Source organism: Flavobacterium sp. WG21, assembly GCF_000335775.1.
Lineage (GTDB): Bacteria > Bacteroidota > Bacteroidia > Flavobacteriales > Flavobacteriaceae > Flavobacterium > Flavobacterium tructae.
This window is the reverse complement of record NZ_AMYW01000012.1, coordinates 84,856-102,670: the sequence shown is the minus strand read 5'-3', so window position 1 is coordinate 102,670 and position 17,815 is coordinate 84,856. Positions and strand designations below refer to the sequence as shown.

The 17,815-nt window shown below is 36.1% G+C and carries 10 protein-coding genes; 2 read left to right on the top strand and 8 right to left on the bottom strand.

The genetic code is table 11. The annotated features are described in order from the left end of the window. Positions 1–41 precede the first annotated feature (41 nt). Positions 42–776 (top strand): 3-deoxy-manno-octulosonate cytidylyltransferase, encoded by a 735-nt coding sequence (gene kdsB, locus C245_RS0111020; protein ID WP_017496656.1) that lies wholly within the window; start codon positions 42–44, stop codon positions 774–776. 243 nt (positions 777–1,019) lie between these two features. Here the strand turns inward: kdsB and C245_RS0111015 are convergent, their stop codons facing one another. The 8 genes from C245_RS0111015 to C245_RS0110975 all read right to left on the bottom strand — a co-directional run bounded on the left by C245_RS0111015 (position 1,020) and on the right by C245_RS0110975 (position 16,203). After that, the gene (locus C245_RS0111015) at positions 1,020–3,431 is read right to left on the bottom strand and encodes a thiamine pyrophosphate-dependent enzyme (RefSeq protein WP_017496655.1); all 2,412 of its coding nucleotides are present in this window, start codon (positions 3,429–3,431) and stop codon (positions 1,020–1,022) included. 188 nt (positions 3,432–3,619) lie between these two features. Continuing rightward, positions 3,620–6,370, bottom strand: a complete 2,751-nt coding sequence (locus C245_RS0111010; RefSeq protein WP_017496654.1) for an aminopeptidase N — start codon at positions 6,368–6,370, stop codon at positions 3,620–3,622. A gap of 300 nt (positions 6,371–6,670) precedes the next feature. Beyond that, the gene (locus C245_RS0111005) at positions 6,671–7,399 is read right to left on the bottom strand and encodes a TIGR00730 family Rossman fold protein (RefSeq protein ID WP_017496653.1); all 729 of its coding nucleotides are present in this window, start codon (positions 7,397–7,399) and stop codon (positions 6,671–6,673) included. A gap of 668 nt (positions 7,400–8,067) precedes the next feature. Then, positions 8,068–10,899, bottom strand: a complete 2,832-nt coding sequence (gene uvrA, locus C245_RS0110995; RefSeq protein WP_017496651.1) for an excinuclease ABC subunit UvrA — start codon at positions 10,897–10,899, stop codon at positions 8,068–8,070. Positions 10,900–10,999: 100 nt separating this feature from the next. Beyond that, positions 11,000–11,953: a Fic family protein gene (locus C245_RS0110990; RefSeq protein WP_017496650.1), complete on the bottom strand. Its 954-nt coding sequence runs from the start codon at positions 11,951–11,953 to the stop codon at positions 11,000–11,002. A 63-nt stretch (positions 11,954–12,016) separates the two neighbouring features. Continuing rightward, entirely contained in the window at positions 12,017–13,801 is a 1,785-nt protein-coding gene (locus tag C245_RS0110985; RefSeq protein ID WP_017496649.1) for a chloride channel protein, read from the bottom strand. Positions 13,802–13,874: 73 nt separating this feature from the next. Then, on the bottom strand, positions 13,875–15,560 hold the full coding sequence (gene ggt / locus C245_RS0110980; protein WP_017496648.1) for a gamma-glutamyltransferase: 1,686 nt from the start codon (positions 15,558–15,560) through the stop codon (positions 13,875–13,877). A 55-nt stretch (positions 15,561–15,615) separates the two neighbouring features. Continuing rightward, complete coding sequence (locus C245_RS0110975; protein ID WP_017496647.1) at positions 15,616–16,203, bottom strand: ACP phosphodiesterase; 588 nt, start codon at positions 16,201–16,203, stop codon at positions 15,616–15,618. Positions 16,204–16,400: 197 nt separating this feature from the next. Here C245_RS0110975 and glmM point away from each other — a divergent pair, with 197 nt between their 5' ends. Next, positions 16,401–17,789 carry a phosphoglucosamine mutase gene (gene glmM / locus C245_RS0110970; RefSeq protein WP_017496646.1) on the top strand — a complete coding sequence of 463 codons (1,389 nt, stop codon included), beginning with the start codon at positions 16,401–16,403 and terminating at the stop codon, positions 17,787–17,789. Positions 17,790–17,815 lie beyond the last annotated feature (26 nt).

Genomic DNA, 17,815 nt, shown 5'->3' with positions numbered 1-17,815 from the left:
AATAGTTACATTTGTTTAGAAGTTTATAAAAGAAAAATAAAATGAAGATTATAGCTGTAATTCCGGCACGATATGCATCAACACGTTTTCCTGCTAAACTAATGCAGGATTTAGGAGGAAAAACCGTGATTTTAAGAACGTATGAGGCAACCGTCGCTACAAAATTATTTGACGATGTATTTGTGGTAACTGATTCCGATTTAATTTATAATGAAATTGTAAATCAGGGCGGGAAAGCTATTAGGAGTATTAAAGAACATGAATCGGGAAGTGATCGAATTGCAGAAGCGGTTGCGGGTCTTGATGTTGATATTGTGGTAAATGTACAAGGAGATGAACCTTTTACTGAAGCCGGACCTTTAGAACAGGTTTTGTCTGTGTTTAAAGACGATAGAGAACGCAAAATAGATCTGGCATCTTTAATGCGTGAGATTACCGATGAAACTGAAATTAACAATCCGAATAATGTAAAAGTGGTGGTCGATCAGTCGCAGTTTGCTTTGTATTTTTCGAGATCAGTAATTCCGTATCCAAGAGATAAAGATGCTGGGGTACGTTATTTCCAACACATTGGAATTTATGCTTTTAGAAAACAGGCTTTATTGGATTTTTACAGTCTGCCGATGAAATCTTTAGAAGCTTCTGAAAAATTAGAACAATTACGTTATTTAGAATTCGGGAAACGTATTAAAATGGTAGAAACCACTCATGTCGGAATCGGAATTGATACTGCCGAGGATTTAGAAAAAGCAAGAGCTATTTTAAAGGATATTTGATCGAGGCGGGTTAAGCAGGAAGCTTGTGAAATGTGAGATGTAAAATGTGAGATGTGGAACCTGAAACTTCAAACCTGAAACCTGAAACCTGAAACCTGAAACCTGAAACTTGAAACCTGAAACTTGAAACCTGAAACTTCAAACCTGAAACTTGAAACTTGAAACTTCAAACCTGAAACTAAAAAAAAACTCCCCAAACGAAATATTTTCTTTTGGGGAGTTTTTGTATAATGAGCTAAATTCTTAGTATAAAGCTGGGTATTTAGAAGGGTTAACTTCGTGCATCATGCTGTAGACTTTTTCAAAAATATCTTCTGCAGAAGGTTTTGAGAAATAGTCACCATCAGTTCCGTAAGCCGGTCTGTGTTCTTTTGCAGCAAGCGTTTGCGGTTTACTGTCTAAATGGTGGTAGGCATCCTGTTCTTCCATAATTTGCTGTAAAATAAACGCTGAAGCTCCACCAGGAACATCTTCGTCAATTACAAGCAAACGGTTGGTTTTGGCGATACTTTTTACAATATCCTTATTGATGTCAAAAGGAAGAAGAGACTGAATGTCGATAACTTCACAGTCAATGCCTAAATCTAACAATTCAACAGCAGCCTGCTCTACTAATCTTAAAGTAGATCCGTAAGAAACAAGCGTAATATCTGAACCTTCTTTTAAGGTTTCAACTACACCGATCGGCGTTTTGAATTCACCAAAGTTTAAAGGTGTTTTTTCTTTTAAACGGTAACCGTTCAAACATTCGATTACTAAAGCCGGTTCATCACATTCTAAAAGGGTGTTGTAGAATCCTGCAGCCTGAGTCATGTTTCTTGGAACCAAAACGTGAATACCACGAATGGCATTAATAATCATTCCCATTGGAGAACCTGAATGCCAGATACCTTCTAAACGGTGTCCGCGGGTTCTGATGATTAACGGTGCTTTCTGCTTTCCTACCGTTCTGTATTGTAATGTTGCCAAATCATCGCTCATGATTTGGATGGCATATAGTAAATAATCTAAATATTGAATCTCAGCAATCGGACGCAGACCTCTTAAAGCCATTCCAATTCCCTGACCAATAATGGTAGCTTCACGGATTCCGATATCGGCAACACGAAGTTCTCCGTATTTTTCCTGCATACCTTCCAATCCCTGATTTACGTCACCAATGTTTCCAACATCCTCACCAAAAATCAAAGTCTCCGGATATTTGGTAAACAAGGCATCAAAGTTATCACGTAAAATCATTCTTCCGTCCAGGTCTGCTTTCGCGTCTTCGGCGTATTTTGGAAGTACTTTTTCAACTGAAAATACATTTAAATCAGAATCAGAGTATAAGTTACTGCTGAATCTTGGTTGTGTAATTTCAATATAATTTGTAATCCAGTTGGATAATAAAACCTTACTGTTTGGCACTTCAATAAAACGCAATATCTTTCTTGCTATGGCAAGCATTTCCTTTTTTAAAGGTGATTTGATAGCGCTTAATTCCGAAATATATTTTTGTATTCTTTCTTTATGATTGATGCTGGCTTCAGCAATTTGTCCTAATAAAGCCAACAGATTTTTCTGATCTTCAATAATTGGATTGATGAAAGAATTCCAAGCCTCTTTTTTAGCTTCAAGAACCTCTTTTTTCAAGTCAAAATCAATTTCAGCTAATTCTTCCGGAGATGCAATGTTGATGGCAATCATCCACAGACGCATTTGGCGGATACAGTCAAAATCTTTTTCCCAAGCCAGTCTCTCTGCGTTTTTATAACGTTCGTGTGAACCAGAAGTAGAATGTCCTTGCGGTTGTGTTAATTCGTTTACGTGAATTAAAACCGGAATATGTTCTTCACGTGCAATAGCACCGGCTCTTTCGTAGGTCGAAACCAATTCAGCATAATCCCAGCCTTTAACTCTGAAAATTTCATAACCTTTGGAATCCTCATCACGTTGGTATCCTTTTAAGATCTCAGAAATATTTTCTTTTGTGGTCTGATGTCTGGCGTGAACCGAAATTCCGTATTCATCATCCCAAACACTCATTACCATTGGAACTTGTAGAACTCCCGCAGCGTTTATAGTTTCAAAGAACAAGCCTTCAGATGTACTGGCATTTCCAATAGTTCCCCAGGCAACTTCATTTCCGTCTACTGTAAATTTATCTTTAATAGTAATTCCGTCAACATTTCTGTAGATTTTGGAAGCCTGAGCCAATCCTAATAACCTTGGCATTTGCCCGGCTGTAGGAGATATATCTGCGCTTGAATTTTTTTGTTTTGTTAAATCTTTCCAGGAGCCGTCTTCGTTTAAACTATGTGTTACAAAGTGTCCTCCCATTTGTCTTCCGGCAGACATTGGATCAAAATCTAAATCGGTATGACCGTATAAACCTGCGAAAAACTGTTTTGGAGTCAATTCGCCAATAGCCATCATAAAAGTCTGATCGCGGTAGTATCCGGAACGAAAATCTCCATTTTTGAAGGCTTTCGCCATAGCAAGTTGCGGAACTTCTTTACCGTCTCCAAATATTCCAAATTTGGCTTTCCCAGTCAATACCTCTTTACGTCCTAAAAGACTACATTCACGGCTCGTAACCGCAATTTTATAGTCGTTCATTACTTCAGTTTTGAAATCTTCGAAAGTAAGTGTAGTATTATTTTTTTCTTTAATCATAATCTCAAATGGGTAATGTTTCGGAGCAAAAATAATTAAAAAGTATCAATAATCATAATTCATTAAAGTAAATATAATTTAATTATATGTAATTAAATTGCTAAAACAGGGCGTGTTTTTTAAGTGATATTTAGTTTTTTTGTTTTTTTAGTGAGAATAATTTATGTTTTTATAACTAATTCATTCGATTAAAGCCATTTTCTAGTAAAAAGATTAAGTAATGTTTTTGGTGAAAATGTGACGATAAATCGTATTTTTTCACTGTATTTATTTTGCGAAATCTCCCATCCGTTATTAGAATAAACCGGAAAGTATAATTCAAAATAATCCGGAACTAAATTTAACCGGATACCACTATCATATCTAAAATTTTCACTTTGATGCTTGCTTCTCATTAAACCTACGTCTCCGTAAACCTCAATCCAGTTCCAAATAGCATAGCTCGCATTTAGGGTAGCCATCCATTGATTGGCATATCTTGGTGCTATTTTAGATTTAAAACCACCTTCGGCTATTATATATTGCTGACTGAAAATTCCGGTACTTTCTGATCTGCCGAAAAAATTGTAGTCAAACATATAATCAGACGGTCGGTCTAAACCAAAACTAAAATAATCAGAGTTTGTTCGATTGTATAAAAAACTTCCGGCGTACAATCTTAAATTTAGTTTGCGATTGTTTTCAAAAAGTCTTCTGTATTCAATTTCTGCAGCTACTTTTCCAAATTTTCCTGAGAACTGAACATCCGTCATAAAATTAAAATGATTTACCAGCTCCATTTTTGTGTTAACGTAACGGGCATTAAAAACAGAATAATTTGGAGTGGAATTGTCTTTGATGTAAGTACTTGCTTCGCGATTTACAATAACCTGCCTGAACATGATCAGTTGTTTTCGGTTATCTCTGAAATTTTCTTCACGTATTCTAAACTGTACCATCGGATTCAGCCTCAAATAGGTGGCATCAGGAGCGTAGTGGTAATAATTTTGGCTTAACGAATAGCGTACATTATATAAGGTGCTGTTTCGGTAGTATTGATTCCAGGAAAATGAGGAAGAACCGGAAAAAGTTTTCGCATTAATGGAATAAGCCGGTTCGATATCAAACGTAAAAGGTTTGTCTAAAATTGTTTTGTTGTGAAGACGCATACCGGGAGTCAGACCGTCGTAATAGTTATAATTTAGAGTCGGTATGTATAAAATTTGATTGTAATAAGGATCTTCGAGATCTTTGGCAAAATTAAATTTGATAGGACGATTAGTAATAACCAAACTTTTTATGGACCTCCAATTGTTTCTTTGGTTGTATTCCGGAACCTCATTGTCATAGTTGATGACAATTTTGTCAGCATTTTTTCTTTCAAAAATATAGGTTGAATCGGCAGTTTTAGGTTCGACCCATTCTTTAAAAACAACTTCATTTTTATTAATTCCATATATAGGAATAGGAGCATAGATACCGGTTCTGTTTTTAATTCGAAAAGCGACAGTGTCTTTCGTTCTAGAAACATGGGTGAACTTATAATCAATGATGTCACGTGATCCTATAATGGTGTTAAAAAACCAGTCAATCTTTTTTGGACTTTTTTTGGTTAGTATTTTTTCTAAATCGTATCGGTTAGTCTGTTCCGTTTTGTTTAAATCGTAGAATTCCTGCACACTTTCGGGTACAATATTGTGATTTAAATAATCATCTAAATAGCTAAGACTTAAACCTGCACGATATTTACTCGCAATTTGTTCGTTAAATTTTATTAAGGTATTTTTTGGATCTCCTAGCGGCTGATCCAGATTTTTACGAGCCATTAACATATAGTAATAGCTGTATTGCTCGTTGAAAGTCAAATTAGTGATGTTAAAACCAGAAAAGAGTTTCATGTCAGAGAGCCTTCCAAGCATTTTTTGATCCAGATGATTTTCTTCGATGTACTTCATCATCGCATAAATCTGAATCCCGTCATAAACCCAGTTGTCTTTTCTGGGGTCCAGACGCAGACTGTTTTTAAGGTAGTTATTCAGATAGGTTTTTAGGAATGTAATTTCAAAAACAAATTCGTCTGAAAACGGACTGATAAACGAAGGCAGCTGGTTCAGTCCGTAGAATGGATTTCGATCGTAATCTACCTGAGAAACAGTGATTCTTTGGTGTGGATACTTTCCAATAAAAGAGTTCGCAAAAGTGACTACTTTATTGATGATAATCGCACTCTGAATTTCGGTAAGTCTTTTGTTTTTAAGATTTGTAAGTACCTCAAGCGATCCGTTATCGTAACTTGTGAAACCATTTTGTTTTTCGATAAACAGACTGAAATCAGTTCTGTTTTTTCCTGAGAACTGGTACGTTTTAAAGGAAGAGTTAGTAGTATCTTCCGAAACCGGATTCAAATCAGTCGTTATAGCATACTGGTTGGGTATTTTTATTTCAAGTTCATAATCTGTACTTGCATTGGCAATATCGTCCAAATTGAAATTGTCGTATTTCATAAAACGGTGATTTTCAAAACGGGCAGGAGTTATGAACCAGTCTTTTAAATTCATTCCTCCATTTTGATCAAAACCATAACGAGTAAATTTGTCACTTGGAATTTTAGTAATATAAATTAAGTGCAAGTCAATTTTTTCACCCGGACGTAATTTTTTATTTAGTTTTACTACGATATAATCGGGATTTTTTCCAGTTCTTTCCCATTCAAGTGCGGAATTGTCTGAATCAGTAAGACTCAAAACAGTTGTGCTCCCTCTTTCAGAAGTTTTTGCTAAGTGGAAACCTCTGTAAAATTCATCAGAAAATCGTCTGGCTAATGGTGTGTTTTTATCAGAAAAAGCATTGTTCCAATCGTTAAGAACTATTGAAATCAAAGAATCATTTGAAGTGTTGTGATATGTGATATCCTGTTTGATATTCAGGGTTTTGAGTTCTATGTTAACAGCGACTTCCATCTTAGACTGATGTTGTGCATATTGTTTTATCGAGCTTAATAGAACAAAAAGATAGAATATAATTTTATAAAAAGATTTCAAGGATAGAGCAAATGATTAAAATTATAAATAAACTCACAAGTAAATAATGATTCTGGTTTTTTGTAAAAATAGTATAAAAAAAGCTGTTTAAAAAACAGCTTTTAATTTTTGTAGTATTTTATTTAACTGAATCATATACAGTACTATATTTGTCTCAGTTTTTAACGGCTAAGTGCGAAATTTAAATTTTCAAATTCGTTTAAAAGACAGATGTCTCTATTAGAAATTTGGGCTCAAATCGTACTTTTTGTAGAATTTATCCAATACATCAACTACTTCGTCTTCAGTATCTACAATTTTAAATAAGTTTAAATCTTCAGGGCTAACCGTGTGCATTTTTTCTACCAGTACAGTTTTAACCCATTCGATTAATCCTGACCAGAATTCAACTCCAACTAGTATAATTGGAAATTTTCCAATTTTTTTAGTTTGAATCAAAGTGATGGCTTCGAACATTTCATCAAGAGTTCCAAAACCTCCCGGCATTACCACAAAACCTTGAGAATATTTTACGAACATTACTTTTCTCACAAAGAAATAATCGAAATTAAGGTTTTTATCGTGGTCGATATAAGGATTGAAATGTTGCTCAAAAGGCAATTCGATGTTTAGTCCAACTGAAGTTCCACCTCCTAAGTGAGCTCCTTTGTTTCCAGCTTCCATGATTCCGGGACCACCTCCTGTGATTACTCCGTAACCTGCTTTGCTGATTTTATAAGCAATTTTCTCGGCTAATAAATAGTATTTGTCTTCTGGTTTTGTTCTTGCCGAACCGAAAATTGATACACATGGACCAATACGCCCCATACTTTCGTAACCGTTTACAAATTCAGCCATGATTTTAAAAATCGCCCAGCTGTCATTCGTTCTGATTTCATTCCACGTTTTTTGTTTTAAACGGTCCTGAATTACTTTATCCTCGTCATTATCAAAATCTTCTAATCTCATTTTAGGTATTTTATAATTTATATTTTTTTAAAATTGTTCTCTTTTTAGCATGGACAAAAGAGCGGTGCCTGTTTTTTACATATTTTCGATCGAGTGGTTGTTTTTCTATCAAAAAAAGCACTGTCAAAATTTGAGATTTTGACAAAAAGGCTAGCTAAATTAAGCCTTTTTTTGTGAATTGGGGCAAAAAATAAAATTTATTAATTTAAATATAGCATCTAAATAAAAGGGCTTGATAAGTTGTTGTTCATTATCAGTAAATTGAGAGAATTTTGTGGCTATTCTTTATCTTGTCTGGAAAGGTTTTGATTTACGGATAAATATATATCGTTCCGATGGAACTCTCTTCTGCGATGGTTTTTTTATTTCAACGAATTAAAATCTGTTGCATAAATTGGTCGTTCCTTTGGAACTTGTTTTGATGTGATTTTTTATTTCAACGAATTTAAATTCGTTGAAATAAAAATATAATTCCTGCGGAATTTCTTTTTCCACGCAAGTAGAGCCATCGGCTCGATCCATTTTGTAGAGACGGATTTTAATCCGTCATATAAATCAAACGAAATAATAGATAGAACCGTAGGTTCGGTCAATAGTATTTTCTGCAATTATATCAATTGATAAAAGAAAAATCATTGCCAAAGTTACAAACCCTGACAATGATTTTATTATTCTAATTCCTTTTTCAAAAATTTAGCGGTATAACTTTTCTTGCTTTTCGCAACTTCTTCCGGAGTTCCCTTGGCAATTAATTGTCCGCCGCCTTTTCCACCTTCAGGGCCAATATCTATAATATAATCGGCAAGTTTAATCACGTCCATATTGTGTTCGATTACCAGGATTGTATTTCCTTTGTCTACCAATTTATTAATCACGTCCATCAAAACACGAATGTCTTCAAAATGCAATCCAGTCGTAGGTTCGTCCAGAATATAAAAGGTGTTCCCAGTATCTTTTTTGGATAACTCACCAGCCAGTTTGATACGTTGTGCTTCTCCACCGGATAATGTTGTGCTTTGTTGTCCGAGTGTAATATATCCCAATCCAACATCCTGAATAGTTTTTACTTTTCGATAGATTTTGGGAATGTTTTCGAAAAATGGAACTGCCTCATCAACGGTCATGTTTAAAACATCTGAAATTGATTTTCCTTTGTATCGAATTTCCAGTGTTTCTCTGTTAAAACGCTTGCCCTGACAGGTTTCACATTCTACGTAGACATCTGGTAAAAAGTTCATTTCGATAGTTCTAACCCCAGATCCTTCGCAGGTTTCGCAGCGTCCGCCTTTTACGTTAAAACTAAAACGCCCTGCTTTATAACCACGAATCATACTTTCGGAAGTCATAGTAAACAGGTTTCTAATCTCTGTAAAAACTTCGGTATAGGTCGCCGGATTCGAACGCGGAGTTCTTCCAATCGGACTCTGGTCGATATCAATTACTTTATCGATATGTTCTAATCCCTCAATTTTTTTATACGGTTGTGGTTTTTTAACACCATTAAAATAGTAAGCGTTTAAAATAGGATAGAGTGTTTCGTTAATCAAAGTTGATTTTCCACTCCCTGAAACACCTGTCACGCAAATCAATTGTCCTAAAGGCAATTCGATAGAAACATTTTTCAGGTTGTTTCCGGTCGCTCCTGTAAGTTTTAGTGATTTACCGTTTCCTTTACGACGTTCCTTCGGAATCTCAAGTTTCATTTTACCGTTCAGGTATTGAGCGGTAATAGTATTAGATTTTAAGGTTTCTTTTGGAGTTCCAATGCTAATGATTTCACCACCATATTTACCAGCTTTTGGACCAATGTCAATTACATAATCGGCAGTTTCGATCATGTCTTTATCATGTTCAACCACAATAACCGAGTTCCCGATATCACGTAATTGTTCTAGTGATTTAATCAATTTTTCATTATCTCTCTGATGCAAACCAATACTTGGTTCATCCAGAATATACAAAACACCCACCAGTTGTGATCCAATTTGAGTTGCCAGACGGATACGCTGCGCTTCGCCTCCCGAAAGTGATTTTGAACTTCGGCTTAAAGCCAGATAATTCAAACCAACATTCATCAGGAAGTTTAAACGATCCTTGATTTCTTTAACGACTTCTGAAGCAATCAGAAGTTGTTTGTCAGTCAGATGTGTATGTAAATCAAGGAACCAGGTGGTTAAATCAGAAATATCCATATCACACAAATCGGTGATGTTTTTTTCATTAATCTTAAAAAACAGAGCTTCCTTTTTCAGACGGGATCCTTCGCAAACGGGACAATTAACTTCGTCCATGAAATCTTTTGCCCAACGTTTGATAGTGGTAGAGGCACTTTCGTCATACTGATTTTTGATGAAATGAGAAATTCCTTCAAAATCTATTTTATAATCACGGGTTACGCCAAGGTCTTTAGAATTTACGGTGAATTTCTCCTTTCCGCCATGTAGAATTGTATTCATGGCTTCTTCAGAAATTTTCTCAATAGGATCCGTTATTTTAAAACCATACTTTTCACCAATAACTTCTAATTGTTTAAATATCCAGGAAGATTTGTATTCGCCAAGCGGAGCAAAACCTCCCGCTTTAATTGATAATTTCGGATTTGGAATAATTTTTTTGACATTGATTTCGTGTACCGTTCCTAAGCCGTTACAATGTGGGCACGCTCCTTTCGGAGAGTTGAAGGAGAATAAATTAGGTTCGGGATTTTGATACGAAATACCCGTCGAAGGGCACATCAGGTTTCTACTGAAATAACGTACTTCATTAGTATCCTGATCCAAAATCATCAAGACGTTTTCTCCATGATGCATCGCCGTATTGATGCTTTCAGAAAGACGTTTCTGATTGTCTTCAGTATTTTCAATCAGCATTCTGTCGACTACAATTTCAATATCGTGCGTTTTGTAACGGTCTAGTTTCATTCCGGAAACTAAATCCTGAACTTCACCATTGACACGTACTTTTAGAAAACCTTGCTTGGTAATTTGCTGGAACAACTCTGCATAATGACCTTTTCTGGCCTTAATTACAGGAGCTAATATATTGATGCGTTTTCCGTTAAAATCCTGTATGATCAAATCTTTGATTTGCTCGTCAGAATAAGAAACCATTTTTTCTCCCGTATTGTAGCTGTACGCGTCGGCACCTCTGGCGTAAAGAAGTCTTAGGAAATCGTAGATTTCGGTAATAGTTCCAACAGTCGAGCGCGGACTTTTACTGGTTGTTTTTTGTTCAATAGCAATTACGGGTGAAAGTCCGTCGATTTTATCTACATCGGGACGCTCCAGGCCTCCAAGGAACTGTCTGGCATAAGCCGAAAAAGTTTCTACATAGCGACGCTGTCCTTCGGCATAAATAGTATCAAATGCCAAAGATGATTTTCCCGAGCCCGACAGACCGGTAATTACTACCAGTTTTTCACGCGGAATTGAAATGTCTATATTTTTTAGATTATGAACTCTTGCACCAAGAACTTCAATAGTGTTGTCTTTTTCTAACATAAATTTGAGCAAAAGGCAAAGTTACCACTTTGATTTGTTCTTTTTATACTGGATTGTAAAAGTTTATGTTACAAATAGTAACAAAAAACGCTAACCAAAGTTAGCGTTTTCTTTTGCGTGTAAGCATATATTCTTCGATGGCTTCTTTGGTAGTGTACCAGTTTCGGCCTTCTTTATAAGCATCTATTTTACCTGTTCTGGCAAGTAAACTTATATATTCCTGACCGTATGGAGTTTCAGGTTCGCTTACAATATCGGATATTTTTTGATAATCGTAATCGCTGCCCGGCATTGCATTTAGATAGATATTTAAAGTTCGTTCTAGAGCCTGACACATCAAAAGGGTTAATTTCTGATAATTGCCATTGTTTGCCTGATTAAGGGCTTCGTAATATTTCTTTCGGTCATTTTTTAGGATAATTGCCGGAGGAAAGCCACAACGCATTAGCAATAAATTCATACTTAAGCGCACTGTACGGCCATTTCCATCAAAAAAAGGATGAATCCAGACCAACTTATGATGATAAATCGTAGCCAATTCAATATCGTTGAGATCTAATGGATTTGTATTGATAAAATCAATTAATTCATCGAGATAATCTGAAACTTTGTTGGCATTGGGCGGCATAAAATTTGCACCGGAAATTCGAACTCCGCCATTGCGCAAACGGCCGGCAAAATCATCTTCAATAGAACGCAAAACCAATCCGTGAATCGACAAAATATCAATGCTTCGGAGTTTGTAGGTATCGTCGATAATTTCATACAGATAATCAATCGCCTTATCATGATTGTGGGTTTCAAAATGTTCCCGAAGCGATTTTCCTTTGATGGTAATACCTTCCTGAATGACCATTTGGGTTTCGCGAAGGCTCATCGTATTTCCTTCAATACTGTTTGAATTGTAGGTCCATTCTAAAGATAAACTTTCTCTGATTTTATGCAAAGCAATGTTGGGCAGTGGTCTGCTGTTTTGCAGATCAAGCCTTTTTTGATACAATCGATCAAAGGTAGATTGAAATTCAGTTCTATATGTTAAGTCGATATCCCACATTACCCAACAAAAGTACTTCTTAATATCGGATAATCCAAAATTTTAACCTATCCGATATTAAGACTACTCAATTGTCATAGAACGCAATTTGGTTCTATAGGCTTCAAGTGCTATCGATTTGGAAATGAATCCATAATATTTTTCGTTGCGGATAACGGGAAGAAAGGCTGTTTTGGATTGTTCAAATTTACTCATCACAATTTCCATACTGTCAGAAGAAGAAATAGTGACTAACGGTGTTTTCATTACATCTTTAATGGCAGTATATTTAACACGATAAGCATTAAAAATAATTTCACGTATATCATTAAAATGAACAATACCAACGAGCTCCTTCTCATTGTTTACCACGGCGAAGACCACTTGGTTGGAGTGTGAGATAAGATCGACCAATTTGCCTAAATTTTCATCCGGATGCACCGTTAGGTAATCGCATTGGATGATCGTATCAATATCTAAAGTCGATAATATATTGGAATCCTTATTACTTGTAAAAGCGTGCCCTTTTTTAGCTAATCCCTTAACATCTAAGGAATATTTTTCAAAACGTTTTGAAATGGCGAAACTGATCGAAGATACAATCATTAGGGGAATCATTAAACTGTAACCACCCGTAATTTCGGCAATTAAGAAAATGGCGGTTAGCGGGGCATGAAACAACCCACTTAAGATTCCGGCCATTCCAACCATTGTAAAATTACTAATAGGAAGTTTTGACAGACCAATTAGGCTAATGAACTTAGAGAAAAAGTACCCCAAATAGGACCCCAGAAATAGAGAGGGAGCAAAGTTACCACCATTTCCGCCGCTTCCGAGGGTAAGTGCCGAGGCAAAAACTTTGACCATCATGGTGCATCCTACAAACAACAGTAAAACCCACTGATTGTTTCTGAAATCTTCAAATAAAGTATTGTTTAGTATTTTCCCCGGATCCGTTTCAGATAGCGTTTTGATACTCTCGTAACCTTCACCAAACAATGTTGGAAAAATAAAAATAAGTAAGGCCAATAACGAGGAACCTATTAAGGCTTTTTTATAGGCTCCTATTTTTAGACTGGCAAAATAATGCTCGACTTTTTGAAAATTTCGGGCATAATAAACGGCCATGAAGCCAGTTAGTATTCCTAAAAGAACATAAAACGGAATATTATGATAATTAAAAGCTTCCTGTTTTTTGAAAGACAATAAAATGGTTTCGTCTAAAACGATAGCTGAAACTAAAGCGCCTGTTGCAGCCGAAATCATGATAGGAGTAAAGGCAGAAATGCTTACGTCTACCAGTAAAACTTCAATGGCAAAAAGAACTCCTGCAATAGGAGCATTAAAAGCCGCAGCAATTCCGGCAGCAACACCACAGCCAATGAGCAAAGTCCTATCCTTATAAGGGAGTCTGTAATTTTGGGCGAAATTTGATCCAAAAGCAGCTCCTGTAATCACAATAGGACTTTCCAAACCTGCAGAACCTCCCAGACCAACCGTTAACGAACTAGTAACGATTTGTGCATACATTTGTTTTCTGGGAATTATACTTGCTTTTTTTGCAACGGCATATAGTATTTGTGAAGTCCCTTTTTCGATGCTACCGTTCAAAACCCTTTTGATCACAAATACAGTAAGTACAATACCGATAATTGGCAGGATACTATTAATAAAGCTTAGTTTTAAAATTCCGTTGATATAAGTGGCAAATGAAAAAACACTATGGGCAAAAGTTTTTAAAACAATTACCGCCAAAGAGCAGGAAATACCAATTAAAACGCTTGACAGGAAAATAAATTGCTTCGGAGTCATTAACGATTGTCCTAAAGCGATAATGTTTTCTAGTTTTCTAAAATATTTTTTTAGCATGCCGTTTGTAAATGGTTAGGGAAATACAAATTTAGTCTATAATGTTATAAATAAATAAAAATAAGGAACTAAATTAAAAACCTACTGCAGTATCGTCTCCACGAAAATCAGCCCCGCCTTCAAGAGAATTGTCCGGAAGAACCAAAATACAATCCAGTTTACCAATTACGGGAGCATTTTTTTCATTGATCAGATATCCTTTTGCTTTTAGCTTGTCAATTGTAACGTTGCTAAAGGCACCAGGTTCAAATGTAATCAGATCCGGAAGCCACTGATGGTGAAAACGTGGAGCATTGACAGCTTCCTGCATGCTTAAATTATACTCATATACATTTAAAATTGCCTGTAATACCGATGTGATAATAGTCGATCCGCCCGGAGTACCTACCACCATAAACAGTTTGCCGTTTTTTTCGATAATTGTTGGAGTCATTGAGCTCAGCATTCTTTTTTGAGGTGCAATACTGTTGGCTTCATTTCCTACTAAACCAAACATATTAGGAGATCCCGGTTTTGCACTAAAATCGTCCATTTCATTGTTTAAAAAGAAACCTAATTCATCACAGTAGTATTTTGATCCAAAGGCATCATTTATAGTTGTGGTAGCGGCAACGGCATTTCCTTGTGCATCCACGATCGAATAATGAGTCGTTTCGGTACTTTCATTGTACGTTACTTTTCCTTCTTTAATTTCAGAGGATAAACTCGCTTTTTCAGCATTGAAACTCGACATTCTGTCTTTTAAATAGGTATCCGACAATAAAGCATTCATCGGAATTTTTACAAAATCCGGATCGCCTAAAAACTGACTTCTGTCCGCATAAGCTCTTCGTTCAGCTTCAACGATCACCTGAATAGATTCCGGAGTGTTGTGCCCCATTTTGGATAAATAAAAAGGACTAATCATTTTCATAATTTGAGCCAGACAAATTCCGCCGCTGCTTGGCGGCGCCATGGATGTTATTTTCAGTTCTTTATAATCAAACTGTAATGGTTTTCTCCATTTGGCTTCGTATTTTTCTAAATCTTTAAGAGTTATGATTCCTCCTTTTTTCTGGATATAATTTACTAAAGTTTTAGCAGTCTGACCTTTGTAAAATTCATCTTTTCCGTTCTTTTGAATACGCTTTAAAGTGCTGGCCAGAGCGGGATATTTGATTGTGTCATTTTCCTTAAATTTTCCTGCCATAAGCGTATTCGGGCCATTTACTTTTACAATAGCGTCATGATAAGCCTCCAATTGCTTTTGCTGTTTTAAGGTTACGATCACACCTTTTTCGGCAAGGGCAATAACAGGTTTTAAAATTTCAGACATCGGCAGAGATCCTAGTTTCTTATGAACCGCAAAAACTCCGGCAACAGTACCCGGAACACCAATCGCTAAAGCCGTTTCGGTGCTTTTTCCTTTAATGACATTTCCGTCTTTATCAAGAAACATGTCTTTTGTTGCAGCCAGTGGTGCTTTTTCACGATAATCCAATGATCCAACTTCACCATTGGCTTTTCGGTAAACCATAAAACCGCCACCGCCAATATTTCCTGCATACGGAAAAGCAACAGCCAGTGCCAGTTCGGTACCCACCATTGCGTCAAAGGCATTACCGCCTTTTTTCATGATATCTGCCCCAACTTTAGAAGCTTCTGCACGTGCCGAAACCACCATCGCTTTCGAAACTACAAGTCCGGTTGGCTTTATTGGGTTTTGCTGCGCAGTACAGCTAATGTAGATTAGCGTAAATAAGAAAGTTATTTTTTTCATGTTGATGTAAAATTAAAAGGTATTATTTGGTGCTTTTGTTTGGTGAAAAGCAGTATTATAGAGAAAGTAATTTTTGATTGGCCTGGGTTTTCATATCCTCAAAGAAGAGCGTGAACTCACGTTCAAATTCGGGATAGAATTCTTTTAGTTCAGCACTAGCAAATTGCATGTTGGATTGGTTTTTTGATCTCCTTCGGTCCATTTGGGTTAAAATCTGATGTATTCCTTCAACGGTCTGATAACTCAAAAGCCAGTTTTGTTTGATCATATACGGCATCATATCTTGTGTTTTTTCAGTCAGGATAGGATAGTTTTCATGCAGCGATCTGTAAAATTGGTTCACAAAACGATCTAGTTTTTCATCGGAATACTTTTCCCAGTTTTTGGCTAAAAAATGGTCGTAGACAATATCAACAATTACGCCTGCATAATGATGGTATTTCTCATGTAAACGTTTGGTGCTTTGTCTGAAAATATCATGAGAATCAGTATAAGTGTCTATAAAACGATGTAAAAGAATTCCTTTTTGAACATCTTCCGGAAAATGTTCAAACTGTTTACCGCGAATTCCATCGGCCATAAAGTTGCCAATTTTAATCAAATCATTTTCACCTGAAAGATAGATATGAGCTAGGAAATTCATGTGTTTTTAAAGTTTGTGAGGTTCTTAGTTGTGAAGACACTGCGTAATTTTAGTAAAAGTATAAAAACTTTTTGACATCGTTTTAATGAATGACAGATAGCTTCATGTTTAAAATCTGAAAACTTAGAATCTTAGCACCTTAGAATCTTAGTAACTTTTCTATATTTGTGATAAAAAAATAACCATAACTCACAAAAATGACTTTAATAAAATCTATTTCAGGAATACGAGGAACAATCGGTGGAAAAGTAGGAGATAACCTGACTCCTGTTGATGCTGTAAAATTTGCATCGGCATACGGTACTTTTTTGAAAAACAACACATCAAAAGAAAAATTAACGGTGGTGATTGGTCGTGACGCAAGAATTTCAGGACCAATGATTCACAATCTTGTAGTTAATACACTAATAGGTTTAGGAATTAATGTAATTGATTTAGGACTTTCTACAACACCAACAGTAGAAGTAGCTGTTCCGTTAGAAAAAGCAGACGGAGGAATTATTTTAACGGCTTCTCACAATCCGAAACAATGGAACGCTTTGAAATTGTTGAACGCAAAAGGGGAGTTTTTAAGCGGAGAAGAAGGTGCGAAAATTCTTGAAATCGCAGAAGCAGAGGCTTTTGATTTCTCAGATGTTGACAGCTTGGGTGAGATTACAATAAACGATGCTTATATGGATATTCATATCGACGAGGTTTTGAATTTGCCTTTGGTTGATGTTGAAGCTGTAAAAGCGGCAAAATTCAAAGTAGTTGTTGATGGTGTAAATTCATCAGGAGGAATTATTATTCCAAAATTATTGGAACAAATGGGTGTGGAGGTCGTAAAATTATACTGCGAACCAAACGGACATTTTCCTCACAATCCGGAACCATTAAAAGAACATTTAACGGATATTTCTGAATTAGTAGTGAAAGAGAAAGCGCATTTAGGAGTTGTTGTTGATCCGGACGTTGATCGTCTGGCTTTTATCTCTGAAGATGGGGAAATGTTTGGGGAAGAATATACTTTGGTAGCCTGCGCTGATTATGTGTTGAGTAAAACTCCGGGGAATACAGTTTCGAACATGTCATCATCCCGTGCTTTGCGCGATGTAACTGTTGCTCATGGTGGGAAATACGAAGCAAGTGCTGTAGGTGAAGTAAACGTGGTAGCGTTAATGAAGAAAAACAATGCTATTATTGGAGGTGAAGGTAACGGTGGAATTATTTATCCGGAATCTCATAACGGAAGAGATAGTTTGGTGGGAGTTGCTTTATTTTTAACCCATTTGGCAAATAAAAATATGTCAGTTTCGGCATTGCGTGCTTCTTACCCGGAATATTATATGAGTAAAAATAAAATTGAATTAACACCACAAATCGATGTTGATGCAATTTTAGAAGCCATGACCGAAAAATACAAAAACGAAGATATCAGTACAATTGATGGTGTGAAAATTGATTTTGCTACAGAATGGGTTCATTTAAGAAAATCAAACACAGAGCCGATCATCAGAATTTATACAGAAGCTCCTTCTCAGGAAAAAGCCGATGTATTGGCACTTCGAATTATTGATGAAATAAAAGCGATCGCAGGAATTTAATGCGCATTGTGATTACAAACAAAAAA